This is a genomic window from Halomonas urmiana, assembly GCF_005780185.1.
Taxonomy (GTDB): domain Bacteria; phylum Pseudomonadota; class Gammaproteobacteria; order Pseudomonadales; family Halomonadaceae; genus Halomonas; species Halomonas urmiana.
In genome coordinates this window covers 109,765-129,773 of record NZ_VBUI01000006.1, presented here as the reverse complement: position 1 = coordinate 129,773, position 20,009 = coordinate 109,765, and the positions used below count along the sequence as shown (strand labels likewise).

Here is a 20,009-nt window from a genome sequence, read left to right as displayed (position 1 = left end):
GAGAAAAGCCTTTATCCGAACGTGGCCTGAATGGCTTCCATCAGCCCCTCCTGGACGTCCGCGTCATCCGAGAGCGGCTCCACCAAGGTGGCACGGGCGGCCTCCAGGATCGGCATGCCGGCGCCGATCAGGGTCGCACAGTAGACCAGCAGGCGCGTGGAGACGCCCTCCTCCAGGTCCTGGCCCTTCATGGCGCGCAGGCTCGCCGCCAGGTTGACCAGCGCCGCGCAGCGATCGGGCTCGAGGCCGCTCTCGCGGGCGACGATGTCGCGCTCCACCGCCGGCGGCGGGAAGTCGAAGGACATCGCCACGAAACGCTGGCGGGTGCTCGGCTTGAGCGACTTGAGGATGTGCTGATAGCCCGGGTTGTAGGAGACCACCAGCATGAAGTCGTCCGGCGCCTCGAGCAGCTCGCCGGTACGCTCTAAGGGCAGCAGGCGGCGGTCGTCGGTCAGCGGGTGCAGCACCACGGTGACGTCCTTGCGCGCCTCCACCACCTCGTCGAGGTAGCAGATGCCGCCCTCGCGCACCGCGCGGGTCAGCGGGCCGTCGACCCAGCGGGTCTCACCGCCCTGCAGCAGGTAGCGGCCGGTGAGGTCGGCGGCGGTCAGATCATCGTGGCAGGAGACGGTGAACAGCGGCTTGCCGAGCCTGGCCGCCATATGGCTGACGAAGCGCGTCTTGCCGCAGCCGGTCGGCCCCTTGAGCAGCATGGGCAGGCGCTGCTGGAAGGCCTGGTCGAACAGGGCGCACTCGTTGCCGACGCTCTGGTAGTAGGGAATCTCTTGCTCGTCGGCATGGGTGGCCACGGAGGAAAGCGGCATGGGAGTCACTCCCGTGATGGTGAGCGGACGAGGGCCCCGAGCGGGGCCCTCGGCGGGTCAGGCGCGATCGGGGCCTGCGGTCAGCTGGGTGCCGCCGGCCGGCACCTGCTCGCGGGCCGGGCCGAAGAAGGCGTAGATCAGCATCACCGCCCCGATGGCCACCGCCACGCCGGCGCCCAGGCGCATCAGGTAGAAGAGGCCGAGCTGGTCCTGGACCTCCATGTAGTTCATGCCCAGCACGCGCTGCAGGTGGGTCTGGACGACACCGGCGAAGGTCAGCGTGAACGTCATGAAGCACATGGCCCCGGTCATGATCCAGAAGCCCCACATGTTCAGCACCTGGTTGTAGGGCTGTACGCGGCGCAGCTGCGGCATGGCGAAGGTGATGATGCCAAGCATCAGCATCACGTAGGCACCGTAGAAGGCCAGGTGGCCGTGGGCAGCGGTGACCTGGGTGCCGTGGCTGTAGTAGTTGATCCAGTGCAGGGTGTGCATGAAGCCCCACACGCCGGCGCCGAAGAAGGCCACGGTCGGGCAACCCAGGGCCCACAGCATGGCGGCCTTGTTGGGGTGGTTACGACTGCCCTTCCAGAACATGGTGAAGGCGAACACCACCATGGCGAAGAAGGGGATCACCTCCAGGGTGGAGAAGATGCTGCCGATGGGCTGCCAGTAGCTCGGCGCGCCGATCCAGTAGTAGTGGTGACCGGTGCCCAGCAGCCCGGAGAACAGCGACAGGCCGACGATGATATACAGCCACTTCTCGATCACCTCGCGGTCGACGCCGGTCATCTTGATCAGCAGGTAGCCCAGCAGCGCCGCCATGATCAGCTCCCACACGCCCTCGACCCAGAGGTGCACCACCCACCACCAGTAGAGCTTGTCCACGGCGAGGTTGGAGGGGTTGTAGAAGGCGAACAGCCAGAACACCGCGGCCAGCCACAGGCCCAGCATCAGCACCAGGTTGATGGCGGTTCGCCGCCCCTTGGCGAGGGTCATGCTGGTATTGAACAGGAACATCAGGAACGAGATGGTGATCAGTACCTTGACCCAGAACGGCTGCTCGAGGAACTCGCGCCCCTCGTGGATCCCGAACTGGTAGCCGACCAGCGCCGCGGCGCCGGCGAAGGCGAAGATCGCCAGCTGGATATAGGCGATGGTCGGGCTATGGATCTCCCGCTCGGCCTCTTCCGGCATCAGGTAGTAGGTGGCGCCCATGAAGCCGAGCAGCAACCAGACGATCAGCAGGTTGGTATGGCTGACGCGCATGATGTTGAAGGGCATCAGCTCGGCCATGAAGTTGGGCCAGGCGTAGACGGTGGCGGCCAGCAGCCCGAAGACCACCTGCAGCGCGAAGAGCGCCATGGCCACCATGAAGAAGGGCAGCGCCACCCTCTGGGTTTCGTATTTCATCGGTCTCGTTCTCCTTGATTGATCCGCGGTCCGGCGATCCGGCGGCTCAGCCGGCGGGCGTCGGCGGCCAGTCCTGCGCGTCGATGCCGTCGGTCCACTCCAGGAAGTCGATCAGCGCCTGCATCTCCTCCTCGCTGAAGTCGTAGGCGGGCATCTGGCGGCGTCCCTCGGCCCCCAGCGGCTGCGCGCGGATCCAGGCGGCGAGTCCCGCGCGGGCCGCATCGGGGTTCTCGTGACCGCCGTAGCGCTCCCAGACGTTGCCCAGCTCCGGCGCGAAGTAGGCGCCCTCGCCCATGATGCTGTGGCAGTTGATGCACATGTTCTTTTCCCACACTTCCTTGCCGTGCTTGACGGACTCGGTGAGCCCCTCGCTGTCGGTGGACGTGTTGACCATGTACCAGTGGCTGTGGGCCGTCAGCGCGGCAAACAGCAGAAAGAAGAACAGCGACCCGCCGTAGAAGATGTTGCGGGCCGCCGACTTGGTGAGACCGTCGGCCATGGACCATACCCCCTTGCTCGTGTGGCAGTGCCGTCGCCTCTCACGGCAAGCGGCCCTGCGCCTCTTTTAAGATGTATAGGAAATACATGTTAAGAATAGCAGCAGGGCACGGCAGGGGGCCTTGACGTCGATCAATTTTCGGGAAGAGGCGGGCGGCGGCCGCGCGGCCGCCGCCCGGGAGAGGGCTCAGTGGTCTTCGGTGATGTCCTCGATCCAGGTCAGGGCCGCGACGCCGCCGGGCAGGCCCAGGGTGGGTATGGCCAGCATGGCCACTTGCTTCAGGGCCTCGGCGGACTCGCCCTCCTCCAGGCCGCGGCGCACATGAGAGTGCACCGCCCCCTCGGAGCGCGCCCCCACGGCCAGCGCCAGCTTGATCAACCGGCGCGTGCGTGCGTCCAGCGGGCCGGACTCGGCACAGGCCCGGCCGAGCTCGGCATAGGCCGACCAGACCTCGGGATACTGCTCGGCCACCTGACCGGCACCGGCGGGGAGTTCCTGTTTCGACATGAGAGCATCCTTCTGCAGACGAGTGGCGGCGTCAGTATAGATCAGCGCATACGGCTCAGCGCAGGCACCCCTGGCCTCAAGCCAGCCACGAGAGCGGGCTGTGGGTCACGGCCGCCCCCAGCATGTAGGCGAAGGTGGCCAGTGCGGCCAGCGCCGCGACGCCGCGCACCGCGGGGGTGCGGCCGCGCTTGATCGCCAGCGTGCCCAGGCCGATGTAGCAAAGCAGGGCGATCAGCTTGGCGGCGAGCCAGGGCTGCTGGTGGGGCCAGGCGGAAAGCAGCACCATCAGCGTTACGCCGAGCCCCAGCAGGGCGGTGTCGATGAGGTGGGGAGCGCTCTTCACCCAGCGCCGCTGCAGGAGGGGCACCTCGCGCACCGACCACCAGGCCCGCAGCAGGAAGAAGGCGAGGCTCAGGGTGGCGGCGGTAACGTGCAGGTGCTTGATCAGGGCGTAGTGTTCCAGCAAGTCTCCCTCCTGGCGTCGGGCTACGGGCTACGGGCTACGGGCTACGGGCTACGGCAGGAGTATCGCTCGAAGCCCGTTGCCCGCGTCTCGCCGCTGGCGCGAAGCGCCCGGCTAGCCGTCCTTGCCGTCGGCCCGGGCCGACAGCAGCGGCCCCGTATAGTGGAACAGGAAGATCGCATAGGCCAGACACCAGAAGAGGATGCCCAGGTTGTAGGTCCAGTGGGTGATCTCGGGGACGAGCGCCAGCACCGGCGAGCGCAGCACGGCGGCGGCGAGCATCAGGCCCAGGGCCACCCCGATGCCCGGCAGGGTGCGGATGGGGCGCGCGGCATGGCCGAGCGAAACCCGCGACATCATCGCCAACATCATGGTGCCCATGCCGCCGATGGTCAGGGCGTGCACGGCCAGCTCGGCGCGGAACACGCCCAGCGCCGCCAGTGCCCACATCGCCAGGCCCACGGGAATGAAGGCGTAGCTGCCGTGCAGGCCCCATAGCAGCGGCTCGCGGCCGCTGTGCTGGCCACCCCAGCGCGCCAGACGCAGGGCGTTGGCGAGGGCCGCCAGCCCCAGCAGGATGGCGAAGAACGCGCCCGGCAGTGCCACGCCGAGCACGGCGAGCCCCTGGGCCAGCACCACGGCCAGCACGCTGCCCAGGCTGAGATACTCCAAGGCGGGGATCGGCGGCCGGCGGGTGAGGCCCAGGCGGTTGGCGGTGAACATGGCGATCACCCGGCCGCCCACCACCACCATCAGCAGGGTAATCAGCAGGACCGCCAGGTAGGCGGCCTGACGGATCAGCTCGGCATCGCCGTTGAGCACTCCCAGGTGCATGGCCAAGTTGGCCAGCACCAGCAGACCCAGCGCCGGCAGGAAGATCAGGTTGCGCCAGCGCTTGGCGGCGATCACCAGACGGGCCATGACCCCGGCCACCACCGGCAGGAACGCCAGGTCGACCAGCATCGGCAGCCAGGCCGGTAGGCCCAGGGGAAAGGCCATCAGGGCCCGCCCGGCCAGCCACAGCGCGACCAGCGCCAGCAGCGGCCCGCCCTTGAGGCTGGGCAGGCCGGTCCAGTTCTGTACCGCGGTGAGCAGAAAGCCCGCCACTACCGCGGCGGCGAAGCCGAACAGCATCTCGTGCTGGTGCCAGAACATCATCCCGCCAACCGGGCTCAGCAGGATGTCGCCGTGCCAGAAGGCCAGCCACACCACCATCGCCGCCACGCTGAAGAGCGCGGCCAGCAGGAAGAAGGGGCGAAAGGCCAGCCTCGCCACCGGCAGGTGCGACAGCGAGGAGGGGCGTGCGGAGGAGGAGGTCGATTGCATGGCGCCATACCCGACGAAAACACTTGGTGATGGCCATTGTGGCCCACTCCCCCGCCCCATTCCTTGACAGGTATCAAGAATGCTTCTTATGGGGCCTCAGTGGCTGGTGCCCTCCTCGTAGCGCGTCTTGTTCCAGACATTGTACTTGCCCGAGGGACGACTCATGGGAATGCGCCGCTCCTCCTCAAGGGTCTCGGCGTCGTAGACGATCACCGCGCCCTCCTCCTCCCACAGGCTCAGCAGCAGCTTCTCGCCATCGCGGTCGAACTCCACGTGGGCGGCGGTCTTGCCGGGCTCGGGTATCAGGGTCTCGACGATCTCGAGGCGCGCCTTGTCGATCACGTGCACCCGGTCGCGGTTCGGACCGAAGAAGACGTCCACCCAGGCGTAGGGCGAGTTGGCGTGGCTGCGCATGAAGAAGCCGGGGCCGTCGGTCTCGAGGGTCTTGATCACCGTCCAGTCGCTCATGTCGATGATCGAGACCGCCGCCCGGGTGAGGTGGGGGGTCGCCATCACGCGGCGCCCCTCATGTTCCCAGGTGATGCCCGAGCCCAGGTGGGGCATACCCTCCAGGGGCAGGTCGGCCACCTTCTCGCCGCTGGCCAGGTTCACCACCATGCCGCCCTGGCCGCCCCGGGCGGCGCCAATGACGTGGTCATAGTCGAGGTCGAAGAAGAAGTCATCCAGGTAGTCGGGCACCGGGATGCGCCGCACTTGGAAGTTGGGCGTGTCATGCCCGCGACGCTGCTCGAGCGGCGTGGCCATATGGCCGGTGGCGACCACCGGCTCGGTGGGCAGCGGCCAGGGGATCTCCCACACCTCTTCGAGGTCCTTGAGCGCGGCGATGAAGCTGCCCCGCGGCGGCGCGGCGTAGACGGCGCTGACCCGGGAGCTCTCGCCGTCCTCGCCCACCACCGGATAGACCTTCATCAGGTCGAGGTTGTGGGCGTCGAAGAGCACCAGGCTGTGGGGCAGGTAGTTGGCGGCCATCACGTAGCGGCCGTCGGCGGAGACGGCGATGTTGCGCATGTTGATGCCGGCACGCACCTCGGCCACCACCTCGAGGTTGTAGAGGTCGACCTTGGTGATCCAGCCGTCCCGGGAGCCGAAGAAGACGTAGCGCCCGTTCGGGGTGTACTTGGGCCCGCCGTGCAGGGCGTAGCGGGTCGGGAAGCGGTGGATCCGCTCGAAGGTGTCGCCGTCGAGCACGCTGGCGTGATGGTCGCCGGTCTCCACCACCACGAAGAGGTTGAGCGGGTCGGCCTCAAAGCGCGGCGTGTCCGGCAGCGAGCCGTCCGGATGAGTGACCTCGTGGCTGGCGACGATCTCGTCGCGTCCCCAGGTGGGTGCTACCTCGGGCTCGCGGTAGAGCCACTCGGCCAAGGAGGCGATCGCCGCATCGTCGAGCCGCTCGCCGAAGCCGGGCATCTGGCTGGCCGCCCGGCCGTCGCGGATCACCGCTTCGGCGGCCTCGGGCGAGAGTCGCGAGAGATTGCCCGGCAGCAGCGCCGGGCCGATGCCGCCCAGGCGATCCGCGCCGTGGCAGGAAGCGCACTGGGCCCGGTATAGGGCCTCGGGACCGCCGGCCTGGGCCGGTGCGAGGATCGTGAGCAGCGCGGCGCCAGCCAGGATCGCGAGGCCGCGGGGAAGCGCGCACGCACGCATCAGAGCACCACTCGCCGGGGCACCAGTTCCAGCGTCTCGCCCTCGATGCAGGTGGCCGCGGCCGGGGTGGGCTGGGCGAGGGTCGTGGCCAGGCGCACCACCTCGCCCACCACGATCAGCGTCGGCGGCTTGAGCTCCTCGCGGGCGATGGTCTCGACCAGCTCGCCCAGGCAGGTGATCACCCGGCGCTGCTCGGGGGTGGTGCCGCGCTCCACCAGCGCCACGGGGTGGCTCGCCGGCAGGCCGTGATCCTGCAGCTGGCGACTGATCAGCCCGGCGTTGGCCAGGCCCATGTAGAACACCGCCGTATGGTGAGGCATCGCCAGGGCGCTCCAGTCCAGGGCCAGCTCGCCGTCGGCCTTGCAGTGGCCGGTGACGAAGGTGACGCTCTGGGCGTGGTCGCGATGGGTCAGCGGGAAGCCGCCGTAGGCGGCGCAGCCCTGGGCGGAGGTGATGCCCGGCACCACCCGGAAGTCGATGCCGTGCTCGATCAGCACCTCGGCCTCTTCGCCACCGCGCCCGAAGATGTAGGGGTCGCCGCCCTTTAGCCGCACCACCCGCCGGCCCTCAACGGCCAGGCGCACCAGCAGGGCGTTGGTCTCGTCCTGGGTCAGGGCATGGCAGCGCGAGGCCTTGCCCACGTAGAAGCGCCGGGCCCGGGGGCTTGCCAGGGCCAGCACCTCACGGGAGACCAGGCGGTCGAAGACCAGGCAGTCGGCCTGCTCGAGCAGCGACAGGGCGCGCAGGGTCAGCAGCCCGGGGTCGCCCGGGCCGGCGCCGACGATGGCCACCTCGCCGGGTGCCATGGGCGCCTCGGCGAGGTCATAGGAAACGCGACGTGACGGCATGGGGGTGTCCTCGCCTTACTGGATCTCGATGGCCTGGATGGCCTGGATGGCCGCGTGGGGCGCGTCGATGCGACGTTCGGCCGCCTCAGCGACCCCGATCTCGCGGTTGGTCAGGTAGCAGCCGGGATCCTCCTCCCAGGGGTCGCCGGTGACCATCCAGGCCCGCACGCGGGTGTTGCCATTGCAGATCGGCAGGAAACGGCACTCGGCGCAGCGCCCCTTGAGCGGCCGCGGCTGCTGGCGAAAGCCGACCATCAGCGGATCCCGGGTGTCGCGCCAGATCGCGGAGAAGGGCGTCTCCCGGACGTTGCCCAGGTGGTGGTCCCACCAGAAGGTGTCGGGATGGACGTTGCCCAGGTTGTCGATGTTGGCGATCTGCTCGCCCGAGGCGTTGCCGCCCCAGTCGATCAGCTGTCGTTCCAGGGCCTCGGCCCGCTCGGGGAAGTGCTCGCGGGCCCACATCAGCAGGAAGGGGCCGTCGGCGTCGTTGTTGCCGGTGACGTACTCGCGCTGGATGCCGCGCTCGAGCTCGTCGCGGCAGTGGTCGAATAGCCGGGTCATGGTGTCGCGAGTCATGCGGTACCAGGCGTCCTGCTTACTGTGGCGCCGGCCGCGCCCGCCGTAGTTGAGGTGCGAGAGGTAGAACTTGTCGACGTCGTGCTCATCGAGCAGCGCCAGGATGTCGTCGAGTTGCTCGACGTTCTCGCGGGTCAGGGTGAAGCGCAGCCCCACCTTGATGCCGCGCGCCTTGCACAGCTTCACCGCGTGCATGGACTCGCGGAAGGCGCCCTTGCGCTGGCGGATGACGTCGTGGGTCTCCTCGAGGCCATCGATGCTGATGCCCACGTAGTCGTAGCCGACCTCGGCGATCTCATCGATGTTCTCCTCGGTGATCAGGGTGCCGTTGGTGGAGAGCCCGGTGTAGATGCCGAGCGCCCGGGCACGGTGGGAGAGCTCGAAGATGTCGGGGCGCATCAGCGGCTCGCCGCCGGAGAGGATCAGCGCCGGCACCCGGAAGGCGGCGAGGTCGTCGAGGACGGCGTGGGCCTCGGCGGTCGTGAGCTCGCCGGCGAAGTCGATGTCGGCCGAGGTGGTGTAGCAGTGCTTGCAGGTCAGGTTGCAGCGGCGGATCAGGTTCCAGATCACCACCGGGCCAGGCGGCTTGCGGGCCGGCCCGATTGTTTCATGACCCCGGGGGCCCGGCTCGAGCAGCGACTTGATGTAGCGAGTGACGCGAAACATGGCGTTCTCCTGCCGTCATTATGCGTGCGGGGCGCGGCGCGCCAGGCGCAGCCCGGTCTTCTTGAGGATGCGCGAGCTGTAGAGGATGCGGTGGTCACGGCACGCCTCGCCGAGGCGAGCCCGCAGCGCCTCGGCCTGGCGCTCGACCTCCTCCCGGCTGCGGCCGTGGAGCATGGCGAAGAGGTTGTAGGGCCAGTGGGGGAGGTGGCGCGGCCGACGATAGCAGTGGCTGACTCCCTCGATGGCGGCCACCTCGCGGCCCAGCCGCTCGACCTCGGCGTCATCCACGTCCCACACCGTCATGCCGTTGGCCACGTAGCCGAGCCGATAGTGGTTGGGCACCGCCGCGACGCGGCGGATCACCCCACGCTCCTGCATCGCCCGCATGCGCTCGAGCACCGCCTCGCCATCGAGGCCCACCTCGCGGCCCACCGCGCCCCAGGGGTCGGGCACCAGCGGCAGGCCGGCCTGGGTGGCCAGCACGATGTCGCGGTCGAAGGCATCCAGGCCCTGGGCGTCGCGCTCGGCAGAAGCGCCGCCGGCCGGCGCCTGATCCGGGGCCGACCTAGATGGGCAGGTGGAGACGGACATGGAACTCCTCCTCCTTGGGCATGTTGTAGACCGGCAGGCCCGTCACCGCCTCGATCTCGGCGAGGGTCGACGCGATCGCCTCGGCGGTCTCGGTGGCCAGCACGAACCACATGTTGAGGGCGTGCTCGCGGCGATAGTTGTGGGCCACCTCCGGGAAGGCGTTGACCGCCTGGGTGATCCGTTCATAGTCGGCCTCGGGCACCGCCAGGGCAGCCAGGGTCAGGCCACCGCCCAACCGTTCGGCGTGGTACATGGGACCGAAGCGGCTCAGCACCCCGCCCTCGCACAGGCGCTCCAGGCGGTAGAGCAGGTCGCCCTCGGTGATGCCCAGCTCCTCGGCCACCGCCGCATAGGGGCGCGTCACCAGCGGCAGGCCCTCCTGCAGGCGGTTGATCAGGCGACGATCGACGTCGTCGAGATCCTCCAGGGTCATGCCGTCCCCTCCCGCACGTAGCGGCCGCCGCACTGGCGGTAGGCGTGAGTGCTGAACAGCACGCGGTGCTCCAGCTCGCCCAGGTCCAGCCGCTCGACGATGGCGGCGAGTTCCCCCAGCACCCGCTCGCGGCGGGCGCCGTGGATCATGCAGAAGAGGTTGTAGGGCCATTCGGGCAGGCGCCGCGGGCGGCGGTAGCAGAGCGTCACCGCGGTCTCCCGGGCGAGCCGGCGACCTACCAGGGCGACCCGCTCGTCCGGCACGTCCCACACCACCATGGCATTGGCCTGGATCCCCAGTCGGCGATGGCGTACCACCAGCCCCAGGCGCTTGATCATGCCGTCCGCCTGCCAGCGGCGCACGCAGGCCATCACCTCCTCCTCGGCCATGCCGGCCTGATCGGCCAGGGCCTGCCAGGGCCGCGGGGTGAGCGGCAGCCCCTGCTCGAGCAGGGCGCGCAGGCGACGGTGGGCATCCGGCTCGCCCGGCGCGCGGGCGGTACCGAGAGTGAGCGGGGTCGCGGTGCTCATGTGCGCTCCAGTTCGGCCCAGGGAATGGGGAAGGAGAGGTCGATATGGAAGCCCTCCAGCATCGGCAGGCGCAGGATCGGTAATCCCAGGCGTGACTCCAGGGCGTCGAGGCGCCCTTCGAGCTCGGGCTCGTCCGGCGCGGTCATCACGAACCAGAGGTTGTAGTCGTGTTCACGGGCATAGTTGTGGTTGACGCCGGGGGCGGCGTTGATGAGCTCTGCGAAGGCATCGCGCTCGGCCTCGGGCACGGCCACGGCGGCGAGCAGGCTGGCGCCGGCCCGGGCGTGGTCGAAGACCGGACCCACCCGGCTCAGCACGCCCAGGGCCTGCAGGCGCTCGAGGCGTGCGATCACCTCGGCCTCCGAGGTGCCCAGGCGCTCGGCCACGGTGTGGAAGGGGCGGGTGCAGACCGGCAGGCCACGCTGGTAGCTGTCGATCAGGCGGCGATCCAGGGTATCGAGCTCTTGAACTTGGCAGTACGGGACTTGGCAATGCATCGGCACAGCTCACTTGCGGCGGGGTGGCGGCGGGCACGGCCCGCCGCCGGGTCCCGATCAGTAGATGTCTTTCTGGGTGTTGATCACGTTGAACTTGCCGGTCGGGGTGACCAGCCGCTCATCCTTGATCACGTGCTTCAGCTCGCGGGTCTCGTCATCCACGATCACCAGGGCGGAAGTCTCGTCCATGGTGTTCCAGACGGAGAACCACACCTCGTCACCGGCCTGGTTGTACTCCGGCTGCACCACGCGCTTGACGCCCTCGCCCACGTCGGCCCACTCGGCGATCGGCAGCACCTCGTAGCCGGCCTCCAGATCGTTGACATCGAAGACCGCCACGCTCTGGCTGGGCCCTTCGCCCGGGTTGAGGGCGGTGTCGACGTAGAGGTTGTCGGACTCCGGGTGGGTCTTGATGAACAGCGAGCCGCCGCCCTGGCCTTCCAGGGTGCGTACCACCTGCCAGGCGTTGTCGGGATGCCCCTCCGGGTCGGTGCCGATCAGCTGGATGGTGGCGTCCCCCAGGTGGCTGGTGGCCCACACCGGCCCGAACTCGGGGTCGACGAAGTTGGCGCCACGGCCCGGGTGCGGGATCTTGCCCACGTCGACGATGGCCTCGAGCTCGCGCTCCTGGGCATCGATGACCACGATCTGGTTGGACTCGTTGGCCGCGGTGAGGAAGTAGCGACCCGAGGCGTCCCAGCCGCCGTCGTGCAGGAAGCGCGAGGTATCGATCTCGACGGTGGAGAGGGCATCCAGGTTCTCGTAGTTCACCAGCTGGACCTTGCCGGTCTCCTTGACGTTGACGATGAACTCGGGGTGCTGGTGGGAGGCCACGATGGCCGCCACGCGGGGCTCCGGGTGGTACTCCTGGGTATCCACCGTCATGCCGCGGGTGCTGACAATCCTCTTCGGCTCTAGGGTCTCGCCATCCATGATGACGTACTGCGGCGGCCAGTAGGCGCCGGCGATCGCCAGGTCGTCCTCGTAGCCCTCGAACTTGGAGGTCTCGACGGAGCGCGCCTCCATGCCGATCTTGATGGTGGCGACGATCTCCGGCTCCTTCATCCACAGGTCGATCATGTCCACCTTGGCATCGCGGCCGATGACGAACAGGTAGCGGCCGGACGCGGACATGCGCGAGATGTGCACCGCATAGCCGGTGTCGAGAATCTTGACGATCTCCTTGGACGCCCCATCGATCAGCGCGATCTGGCCGGCGTCACGCAGGGTGACCGAGAACAGGTTCTCGATGTCCAGGTCGTTCATCTGCTCGGTGGGGCGGTCCTCCGGCGCGACCTTAACCTCCCAGGTCTCCATCATCTCGGGCATGCCGAACTCCGGCGGCACCGGCGGCTCGTGCATGACGTACTTGGCCATCAGCTCGACCTCGTCATCGGTCAGGTCGCCCGATGTGCCCCAGTTGGGCATGCCGGCCGCTGAGCCGTAGGTGATGAAGGCCTTGAGGTACTCGAGCCCCCGTTCCTGGGTGATATCGGTGGTCAGCGGCTTGCCGGTGGCCCCCTTGCGCAGCACGCCGTGGCAACCCGCGCAACGCTGGAAGTAGATCTGCTTGGCCTTCTCGAACTCTGCCTCGGTCAGGTCCGGTGCACCGGGCGTTCGAACGACCTTGGCGGAGCCGGGATCCACGGTCGACTCTGCGCCCTGATAGGCCGCCTTGGACTCGTCGACATCCTTGTGGCCATCCTGAGCCTGGGCCGCACCGATCCCCAGGGCGACGGTGGTCACTGCCACCGCCAGGGGATTGAGATACCAGTGTTTCTTCATCATCGTTCCACCTCTGTCATGATCCTTGAATGCGCTGTCGCCAGGTCATGGGCGAGTCATTGTTGTCATTCGCCGGATGGCCACCCGGAACTGCACGGCCGATGACCTTCCTGCGCCAGAGCGTGGCCCATTAACGCGTATAGTTCATGCATCTTTAGCGGCTCCCGCGCCCATTTCCCGGGCAAGGTTGACCTGCGTCAAAGGCGCTCGGGCCTACCTCCAAAGGGACGTTGCGAGCCCGCAAGGATCATGCTTGATGGGACCTGCAGGGCGACGCCTTGACCCCCGTCATGGCACGCCCGGCCGCCAGCGGTGACACTGCCACCAGCCACGACACCGGGCCCGCCCGAGGAGATGCCATGCCCCTTTCTGCCCCCCGCCGTCTGCTGCTGGCGCTCTGCTGGCTGCCGGTAACCGCCCTGGCCGATGGCTCGCTCTCCGCCGAGCGGGAGCAGGAGCTCGAGACGCTGCTCTATCAGGACTGCGGCTCCTGTCACGGCATGACCCTGCGCGGCGGGCTGGGACCGCCCCTGCCGCGATCGCGCATGAACGCCTATGATCGCGACGGCCTGGCCGCGCTGATCCTCAACGGCGTCGCCGGCACCGCCATGCCGGGCTGGGCGGGCCTGCTGACCGAGGAGGAGGCGCGCTGGCTCGCCGACCACCTGCAGCACGACAACCCGCTGGATGAGTGACCTTGCCATGCCCTTGATGCCTGCCCCCCTTCGCAAGCCCCTCGCCGCCGTCTCACTGCTCGCCCTGCTGGCCGGCTGCCAGGCCACCTCGAGTGCCGAGCTGCGCGGCACCGGCGACCTCGGCGTGGTGGTGGAGCGCGCCACCGGCAGCCTGGCGGTGGTGGACACCAGCGAGCGCCGGATCCTCACGCGCGTCGAGGGGCTGGGCGACCTGTCACACGCCTCGGTGAAATTCTCCCGCGACGCCCGCTACGCCTTCGTCTTCGGCCGCGACGGCGGGCTGAGCCGGGTCGACCTGCTCAGCGGAGACATCACCCACCGGGTGATGCAGTCCGGCAACAGCATCGGCGGCGCCATCTCCCAGGACGGCTCGCTGGTGGCGGTGGCCAACTACACGCCGGGCGGGGTGCGGCTCTTCGACAGCCAGACCCTCGCGCCGGTGGCCGAGATTCCGGCCACCTATCGCAACGCCCAGGGCGAGACCGTGCGCTCCAAGGTGGTGGGGCTGGTGGACGCGCCGGGAAACCGCTTCGTCTACAGCCTGTTCGAGGCCGGCGAGATCGCCATGATCGATATGAACGGCGAGGCGCCAGAGGTGACGCGCTTTGCCGATATCGGCGAGGCGCCCTACGACGCGCTGATCGGCCCCAATGGGCGCTACTACATCGCCGGGTTGTTCGGCGAGGACGGCCTGGCGCTGCTGGACCTGTGGCACGTCGAGGAGGGTGTCACGCGCATCCTGCCCGACTACGGCCGCGGCGAGGCGCGCCTGCCGGTCTACAAGATGCCGCACCTGGAGGGCTGGGCGGTGGCCGGCGACGAGGCCTGGCTGCCGGCGGTGGGTCGCCACGAGGTGCTGGTCGCCGACGCCGACGACTGGTCGCTGGTGGAGCGCATCCCCGTGCACGGCCAGCCGATCTTCGTGATGAGCCGCCCCGACGAGCGCCAGGTGTGGGTCAACTTCGCCCACCCCGACAACGACGTGGTACAGGTGATCGACACCGAAACGCGGCAGGTCATCCGCACCCTCTCCCCGGGCGAGGCGGTGCTGCACATGGAGTTCACGCCCAAGGGTGAGCACGCCTGGGTCTCGGCCCGCGACAGCGATCGGATCACCGTCTACGACACCCGCACCTTCGAGGTGCTGACGGAACTCGAGAGCGAATCGCCCAGCGGTATCTTCTTCACCGACCGGGCGCATCGCATCGGGCTCTGAGCCCCCTGTCACCAAACGACAGGAAGGCACCCCTTTGGGCGCCTTCCTGGGACATAGAGGGCGTTACCCGTCGTCAGCGACGCACGTGCAGCGGCACCTCGGAGTAGCCGCCGGCGGGGTAGAGGGCGCGCACCGCGGGGCGATCCGACAACAGGAAAATCTCGACCGTGGCGTCGAGCAGCGCCTGCATGAAGTCCTCGAGTTCCATGCGCGCCAGTGGCGCTCCCGGGCAGACATGGATGCCGGTCCCGTAGAGCAGGTTGTCTCTGGGATCGCGATCCAGCCGCACCTCGTCGGCGCCGTCGAAAACCGCCTCGTCACGATTGACCGAGCCCCACAGGATCGTCAAACGCTCGCCGGGCTCGAGGCGATGGCCGCCGATCTCCACCGCCCGGGTGGTGATGCGACGGTTGGACATCAGCGGCGCATCGAGGCGCAGGATCTCGTCGATGGCGGCCGCCAGCAGGCGGCGATCGGCGCGCAGGCGACCCTGCAGCTCGGGATTGGCCGCCAGGTAGCGCATCAGGATGCCGATGCTCGCCGAAATGGTGCCGAGCTCACCCACCGTCCAGTTGCGCAGGATGCTGACGATCTCCTCGTCGGTCAGTGCGCGCCCCTCCACGCTCTCGTTCATGATCCGCGTGGTGACGTCGTCTGGGGCCGCGTCGCCGGCCTCGCGGCGGCTTTCCAGCAGCTCGCGGATCACGCCGTCGAACTCGAGCGCCAGCTCGCCCAGCGCCTCGCGGTCGCCCGCCAGGGTGGCGGCCTGCTGGCGCCGGACCCAGGCTCGCAGCGGCTCATGGAGGCTCGCCGGCCAGCCCATGAAGGCGCACTGGATTTCCAGGGCGAAGTCCTGGCCCATCTCGGTCATCGCCTCCACCTCGCCGTCGGCGGGCAGGCGGTCCACCACGGCCTCGGCGATGGCCTGGCAGGTCGGGGCGAACTCGGCCATGGCGTCGGGGCCGAAATAGGGCTCGATGAGGCGCCGAAAGCGGGTGTGCTCGGGCGGGTCCATGGCGTTGGGTACCGACAGGTGGCGGCTGGCCGCGTTACTGAAGGTATCGTGATCTTCCAACACCCGCATCACGTCGGCATGGCGCAGCAGCGACCACTGCAAATAGTCGCTGAAGGCCATCGGGCAGCGCTGGCGCATCTCATCGTAGGCGGCAATCTGGTCCTCGAGCACGCCCTCGGCGCGGGGATCCCAGTCCTGTTGATGCGTATCGCTCATGTGGTCTCCTGCAAGGCAAGGGAAATGGTGGCCACCATGGGAGCAGAGAACCACCCAAGGTCGCGTTGACCCAGATCAGCGGCTGCCGCAGGCGGCTCAGGAAGATTCAGGCCAGCCAGGGAGATGAAACTCCTCCTGCAGGTGGCGCAGCTCGGGCTGGTGCAGCTCGGCGATGCGCCGTGCCAGCTCGCTGCCGCGAGGCAGCAGGTGCACTTCGATGCGCCGACGATCGGCGCGACTCGGGCGTCGCTCCACCAGACCCAGCTGCTGACAGCGATCCACCAGCGCCACCGTGCCGTGGTGCTTGGCCTGTAGGCGCTCCGCCAGCTGGCCCACCGAGGCCCACTCTCCCCCCTCGAAGCCGAGCAAGTGCAGCAGCAGCTGGTACTGCAGCGGCGTCAGGCCGTGCTCGCGGCAGATGTCTTCGCTTTGTCGCAGGAAACAGCGCAGCTGATAGCGGAAGTGGGAGAGGCGCTGGAAGTCCTGCTTGGTCAAGGCATCGTCACTCATGGGCAGTTGTCGATCCGTTGGAGGCGTGACCAGGCGGCATGGCTGGGCCCGCGTCGGCTTGACAGAGAATGAACCGGGACCTAATGATTAATTCATAATATCACGCCGTGATATTTTATCACCCCCGAGACACGAGGAGGTTCTCCATGAACCCTGTGACGATATTCAAGCTGCCCTTCACCCGCCAGGCAGGCTGGAAGTCGCTGCAGCAGCGCCAAATCCCTATTCCCGTGCTGGCCTGGTGCCTGGTATTACCCATGTCACTGCTGCCGCCGCTGCTGCTCTACTACGCCGGCACCCACTATGGCGACGACTTCGTGGCCGGCTTCGCCGGCCGGGAGTGGCGCTTCATCACGACCATCCTGTTCCTGGCCGAGCTGCTCACCTTCTTCCTGATGGGCTGGCTGATCCACGCCGTGGTCAATACCACCCGCGAGCTGTCGCTCAGCTACCACGACGCCTACCTGCTGGCCGCCCTGGCCCCGCTGCCGCTGTGGTCCGCGTCCATCGTGCTGCTGATCCCCAGCCTGCTGCTTAACGCCCTGGCGATGCTGGTCGCGCTGGGCATCTCCTGCAGCCTGCTCTATCACGGCCTGCAGGCGCTGTGTGAGCGCAGCGACGATGACGTCAACACCATGTCGGCCACCTACACCATCATGGCCGCCGGCGTGCTGGCCTGGGGCATGCTGCTGACCATCGTCTGGGCTTACTAGTTGTCCTGCGACATTTTGTGTCAGCCCTCGGGGTATCGACGGGGCTCATAAAGATGTATTTTACTTGCATCTTAAAAGACACCCCCTGACCGGAGCCCTGCCATGCTGACGCCAGACCAGGAACGCCTGATCGCCGCCACCGCCCCCGTGGTGGCCGAACATCTCGACGCCATCACCCAATGCTTCTACCCGCTGATGTTCTCGCGCTATCCCGAGGTGAAGCCGCTGTTCAACGAGGCCCACCAGCACGATGGCGGCCAGCCACGGGCGCTGGCCGGCGCGGTGCTCGCCTACGTGCAGCTGCGCCAGGATCCCCAGCAGGCGCGAGGCGCGATGGGCACCATCGTCGGCAAGCACGTCGCCCTCGGCATCCAGCCCGACCAGTACCCCATCGTCGGCGAGTGCCTGATGGCCGCCATCGGCGAGGTGCTCGGCGAGGCGGTGACGCCGGAGGTCGCCGCGGCCTGGAGCGGCCTCTACGAGGAGCTCGCCGGCCTACTCATCGAGCTGGAGGACCATCGCTACCATGCGTTCGCCCAGCGCCCCGGCGGCTGGCGCGGCACGCGGCGCTTTCGCATCGCCGATATCCGCCGCGAGAGCGCGGTGATCCGCTCCTTCATGCTGGAGCCCGAGGACGGCGGTCCGGTGGCCGATCACGCGCCGGGCCAGTTCATCGGCGTGCGGCTGACCATCGACGGTGAACCGGTCTATCGCCACTACAGCCTCTCGGACGTGCCCAACGGCCGCTCCTATCGGATCTCGATCAAGCGCGAACCCGAGGGCCGGGCGAGCCGGCACTTCCACGATGCCATGGCGGTGGGCGATACCCTGGAGCTGCTGCCGCCCGCCGGCGAGCTGACCCTGCAGGACGGCGACGAGCCGCTGCTGCTGGCCTCAGGCGGCGTCGGCCAGACCCCGCTGCTGCCGATGGCGCGCCACGCCCTGGCCGCGGGGCGCCGGGTGATCTACCTACACGCCGCCCTGGACGCCGAGCACCACGCCTTCCGCGACGAGGTAGCGGCGCTGACCGCCGAGCACCCCCAGCGGTTGCGCGCCGTGAGCGTCCACGAGCGCGGCTCTGACGCCGACCATATCGGACGCATCGACCGCGAGCTACTGGCGCGCCTGCTGCCCGAGGGCGCCCGCTGCTACTTCGTCGGTCCCCAGGGCTTCATGACCGCCGTGGACCGGGCGCTGGCCGCGCTCGGCGTGCCCGACGAGCGTCGTCACTACGAGCACTTCGGCCCGTCGCGCCCCCTCGACGCCGCCTGACGTAGACCCAGGAACACGGCCCGATACGCCGACGCCCCGACATGGTCGGGGCGTCGGCGTATGCGTTCGAGGAATCGTCGCGTCTCTCGCGCTCTCCGGGCCTCTGGCGCCGCTTGTGCCGGTCGGATCGCCGCCCCACCGAGGGGTCACAGCGACCTGACCGCCGGCGCGATCATGGGCGACGCCGACTGGCTCGCCCCGCTGTGGGCGTGGCGCCAGAGCCTGGGCACGGCGCTCTCGCCGCAGACGGCCGCGCTGCTGCCATGGAGCGGGCGACCGATCTGTACCCGTCCCATGTGCTCGTCCGTGCTATGGCGTCCCGTCCTCAGGCCTCTCGGGCAGGGACGGCGCTTCGAGCCCCCCAAAGCGATCCGTCACGTAGCGGCTGTGACAGGCCACGCAGGAGTCGGTCATGCGACCGAAGAGGTCCACCTGCCGGGGTGTGTTCCGCTCTCTTCCCGCCTCGGCCAGGGACGCCGCCAGCCGATGCAGCCTCGCGTCCAGCTCCAGAAACTCCGCCGGCACCGCGCCCTTCAGGTCGCGACGATCCTGCGGGGTAAGAGACTGCTCGAGGATGAAGCTGTCGTGGATGGCCTGGCCGCGGCGCGCCACCTCGTCATGCCGGCCCTGGACGATGGCGCTGTACGTCTCCTGCATCGCCACCTCGATCTCGACCATCTCCTTGACCAGCAGCCCGCGCAGCTTGTCGGTCAGGTCGGGACCCACTGGCTCTGCGTCCCCGGCGACGCTCCCCGCCGTCAGGGTGATCGCGATCACGGCACCGCCAGCGACCCGCAGCCACCGTCGCGAGCGGCACCACGGGGTCATTTCACCTGGAGTCTCCTGCCTTACCGTGCGCCTGTTCATCGCCTAACGCCTCTTCTCGTCTCGCTGTCTGTCACGCCCTCGGTCGGGGGGCGCCCTGTTCCCGAGAGCAGCCGACCACGCCCTCCGACACACCGTGACGCTCTCCTCCTCTGTCAGTCGCCTGCCTGGCCTTCAGGATCACGGCTGTCGGACGTTCACGTCCCACGCCCCAGCAGCATCGCCTTGATATGGCCGATGGCGCGCATCGGATTGAGCCCCTTGGGACACACCCAGGTGCAGTTGGCGACCTGTCGGCAGCGGAACACGCTGAAGGGGTCGTCGAGCTCGGCCAGCCGCTCGTCGGTGGCGGTATCGCGGCTATCGATCAGGAAACGGTAGGCCTGGATCAGACCGGCCGGGCCGATGTACTTGTCCGGGTTCCACCACCAGGAGGGACAGGCCGAGCTGCAGCAGGCGCACAGGATGCATTCGTAGAGGCCATCGAGCTTCTCGCGCTCTTGGGGACTCTGCAGGCGCTCCCGAGCGGTCGGCGGCGTATCGTTGATCAGCCAGGGGCGGATCTTCTCGAACTGGCGGAAGAACAGCGTCTGATCGACGACCAGGTCGCGGATCACCGGCATGCCCGGCAGCGGGCGCAGGGTCAGGGTATCGCCGCGTCCCAGCACCTCCTCCACCGGCGTGATGCAGGCCAGGCCGTTCTTGCCGTTGATGTTCATGCCATCGGAGCCACACACACCCTCGCGGCAGGAGCGCCGATAGGCCAGGGTGGCATCGCGCCGCTTCAGGTGCTCGAGGACATCGAGCACCATCGCCTTGCGGAAGCGCTCCTCCACGTCCAGCGTCTCGAGGCGTGGCCGGTCATCCTCATCGGGATGGTAGCGATAGAGCTGGACCTTGAGCATAGCGCCCTCCCCGGTGGTA

Annotated in this window: 23 protein-coding genes; 4 read left to right on the top strand and 19 right to left on the bottom strand. The window is 68.4% G+C overall.

The genetic code is table 11. The annotated features are described in order from the left end of the window. Positions 1–11 precede the first annotated feature (11 nt). The 14 genes from FEI13_RS05545 to FEI13_RS05480 form a co-directional block, all read right to left on the bottom strand. Positions 12–824, bottom strand: a complete 813-nt coding sequence (locus FEI13_RS05545; RefSeq protein WP_138180179.1) for a CbbQ/NirQ/NorQ/GpvN family protein — start codon at positions 822–824, stop codon at positions 12–14. A 57-nt stretch (positions 825–881) separates the two neighbouring features. Beyond that, positions 882–2,237 (bottom strand): cbb3-type cytochrome c oxidase subunit I, encoded by a 1,356-nt coding sequence (locus FEI13_RS05540; RefSeq protein WP_138180177.1) that lies wholly within the window; start codon positions 2,235–2,237, stop codon positions 882–884. Positions 2,238–2,283: 46 nt separating this feature from the next. Further along, on the bottom strand, positions 2,284–2,736 hold the full coding sequence (locus FEI13_RS05535) for a c-type cytochrome (protein WP_138180175.1): 453 nt from the start codon (positions 2,734–2,736) through the stop codon (positions 2,284–2,286). 186 nt (positions 2,737–2,922) lie between these two features. Continuing rightward, the gene (locus tag FEI13_RS05530; protein WP_138180173.1) at positions 2,923–3,243 is read right to left on the bottom strand and encodes a carboxymuconolactone decarboxylase family protein; all 321 of its coding nucleotides are present in this window, start codon (positions 3,241–3,243) and stop codon (positions 2,923–2,925) included. Between the two features lie 76 nt (positions 3,244–3,319). Then, positions 3,320–3,706, bottom strand: coding sequence for a SirB2 family protein (locus tag FEI13_RS05525; RefSeq protein ID WP_138180282.1), 387 nt, complete (start codon positions 3,704–3,706; stop codon positions 3,320–3,322). Positions 3,707–3,820: 114 nt separating this feature from the next. Further along, entirely contained in the window at positions 3,821–5,032 is a 1,212-nt protein-coding gene (locus FEI13_RS05520; RefSeq protein ID WP_138180171.1) for an NnrS family protein, read from the bottom strand. 96 nt (positions 5,033–5,128) lie between these two features. Next, positions 5,129–6,697, bottom strand: coding sequence for a nitrite reductase (locus FEI13_RS05515; protein ID WP_138180169.1), 1,569 nt, complete (start codon positions 6,695–6,697; stop codon positions 5,129–5,131). Then, on the bottom strand, positions 6,697–7,545 hold the full coding sequence (cobA, locus tag FEI13_RS05510; protein WP_138180168.1) for a uroporphyrinogen-III C-methyltransferase: 849 nt from the start codon (positions 7,543–7,545) through the stop codon (positions 6,697–6,699). The genes FEI13_RS05515 and cobA overlap by 1 nt, the downstream gene beginning before the upstream one ends. Before the next feature lie 15 nt (positions 7,546–7,560). Continuing rightward, positions 7,561–8,787, bottom strand: a complete 1,227-nt coding sequence (gene nirJ, locus FEI13_RS05505; RefSeq protein WP_138180166.1) for a heme d1 biosynthesis radical SAM protein NirJ — start codon at positions 8,785–8,787, stop codon at positions 7,561–7,563. Between the two features lie 18 nt (positions 8,788–8,805). Continuing rightward, complete coding sequence (gene ahbB, locus FEI13_RS05500; RefSeq protein WP_158294516.1) at positions 8,806–9,378, bottom strand: siroheme decarboxylase subunit beta; 573 nt, start codon at positions 9,376–9,378, stop codon at positions 8,806–8,808. Then, positions 9,353–9,811: an Lrp/AsnC family transcriptional regulator gene (locus tag FEI13_RS05495; RefSeq protein WP_138180164.1), complete on the bottom strand. Its 459-nt coding sequence runs from the start codon at positions 9,809–9,811 to the stop codon at positions 9,353–9,355. Before FEI13_RS05495 ends, ahbB (FEI13_RS05500) begins: the two co-directional genes overlap by 26 nt. Further along, complete coding sequence (gene ahbB, locus FEI13_RS05490) at positions 9,808–10,341, bottom strand: siroheme decarboxylase subunit beta (RefSeq protein WP_158294515.1); 534 nt, start codon at positions 10,339–10,341, stop codon at positions 9,808–9,810. The genes FEI13_RS05495 and ahbB (FEI13_RS05490) overlap by 4 nt, the downstream gene beginning before the upstream one ends. Beyond that, positions 10,338–10,838: an Lrp/AsnC family transcriptional regulator gene (locus FEI13_RS05485; RefSeq protein WP_138180162.1), complete on the bottom strand. Its 501-nt coding sequence runs from the start codon at positions 10,836–10,838 to the stop codon at positions 10,338–10,340. The genes ahbB (FEI13_RS05490) and FEI13_RS05485 overlap by 4 nt, the downstream gene beginning before the upstream one ends. Positions 10,839–10,895: 57 nt before the next feature. Further along, positions 10,896–12,623 carry a nitrite reductase gene (locus FEI13_RS05480; RefSeq protein ID WP_138180276.1) on the bottom strand — a complete coding sequence of 576 codons (1,728 nt, stop codon included), beginning with the start codon at positions 12,621–12,623 and terminating at the stop codon, positions 10,896–10,898. A gap of 359 nt (positions 12,624–12,982) precedes the next feature. Between FEI13_RS05480 and FEI13_RS05475 the strand changes: the two genes are divergently transcribed. Beyond that, positions 12,983–13,318, top strand: a complete 336-nt coding sequence (locus tag FEI13_RS05475; RefSeq protein ID WP_138180160.1) for a c-type cytochrome — start codon at positions 12,983–12,985, stop codon at positions 13,316–13,318. Between the two features lie 7 nt (positions 13,319–13,325). After that, positions 13,326–14,534: a cytochrome D1 domain-containing protein gene (locus tag FEI13_RS05470; RefSeq protein ID WP_275668714.1), complete on the top strand. Its 1,209-nt coding sequence runs from the start codon at positions 13,326–13,328 to the stop codon at positions 14,532–14,534. A gap of 73 nt (positions 14,535–14,607) precedes the next feature. Here FEI13_RS05470 and FEI13_RS05465 read toward each other — a convergent pair whose 3' ends face one another. Then, entirely contained in the window at positions 14,608–15,765 is a 1,158-nt protein-coding gene (locus FEI13_RS05465) for a cytochrome P450 (RefSeq protein WP_138180156.1), read from the bottom strand. A gap of 96 nt (positions 15,766–15,861) precedes the next feature. Further along, on the bottom strand, positions 15,862–16,275 hold the full coding sequence (locus tag FEI13_RS05460) for a MarR family transcriptional regulator (RefSeq protein WP_138180154.1): 414 nt from the start codon (positions 16,273–16,275) through the stop codon (positions 15,862–15,864). 146 nt (positions 16,276–16,421) lie between these two features. Between FEI13_RS05460 and FEI13_RS05455 the strand changes: the two genes are divergently transcribed. Continuing rightward, positions 16,422–16,988, top strand: a complete 567-nt coding sequence (locus FEI13_RS05455) for a YIP1 family protein (protein ID WP_138180151.1) — start codon at positions 16,422–16,424, stop codon at positions 16,986–16,988. A 102-nt stretch (positions 16,989–17,090) separates the two neighbouring features. Continuing rightward, positions 17,091–18,260 (top strand): globin domain-containing protein, encoded by a 1,170-nt coding sequence (locus FEI13_RS05450; RefSeq protein WP_138180149.1) that lies wholly within the window; start codon positions 17,091–17,093, stop codon positions 18,258–18,260. 146 nt (positions 18,261–18,406) lie between these two features. Here the strand turns inward: FEI13_RS05450 and FEI13_RS19050 are convergent, their stop codons facing one another. The 3 genes from FEI13_RS19050 to FEI13_RS05440 all read right to left on the bottom strand — a co-directional run bounded on the left by FEI13_RS19050 (position 18,407) and on the right by FEI13_RS05440 (position 19,990). Continuing rightward, positions 18,407–18,556, bottom strand: coding sequence for a hypothetical protein (locus FEI13_RS19050; RefSeq protein WP_158294514.1), 150 nt, complete (start codon positions 18,554–18,556; stop codon positions 18,407–18,409). Between the two features lie 13 nt (positions 18,557–18,569). Further along, positions 18,570–19,088, bottom strand: a complete 519-nt coding sequence (locus tag FEI13_RS05445) for a hypothetical protein (protein ID WP_138180147.1) — start codon at positions 19,086–19,088, stop codon at positions 18,570–18,572. Positions 19,089–19,282: 194 nt separating this feature from the next. Then, positions 19,283–19,990 (bottom strand): succinate dehydrogenase iron-sulfur subunit, encoded by a 708-nt coding sequence (locus FEI13_RS05440; protein WP_138180145.1) that lies wholly within the window; start codon positions 19,988–19,990, stop codon positions 19,283–19,285. Between the last annotated feature and the right edge of the window lie 19 nt (positions 19,991–20,009).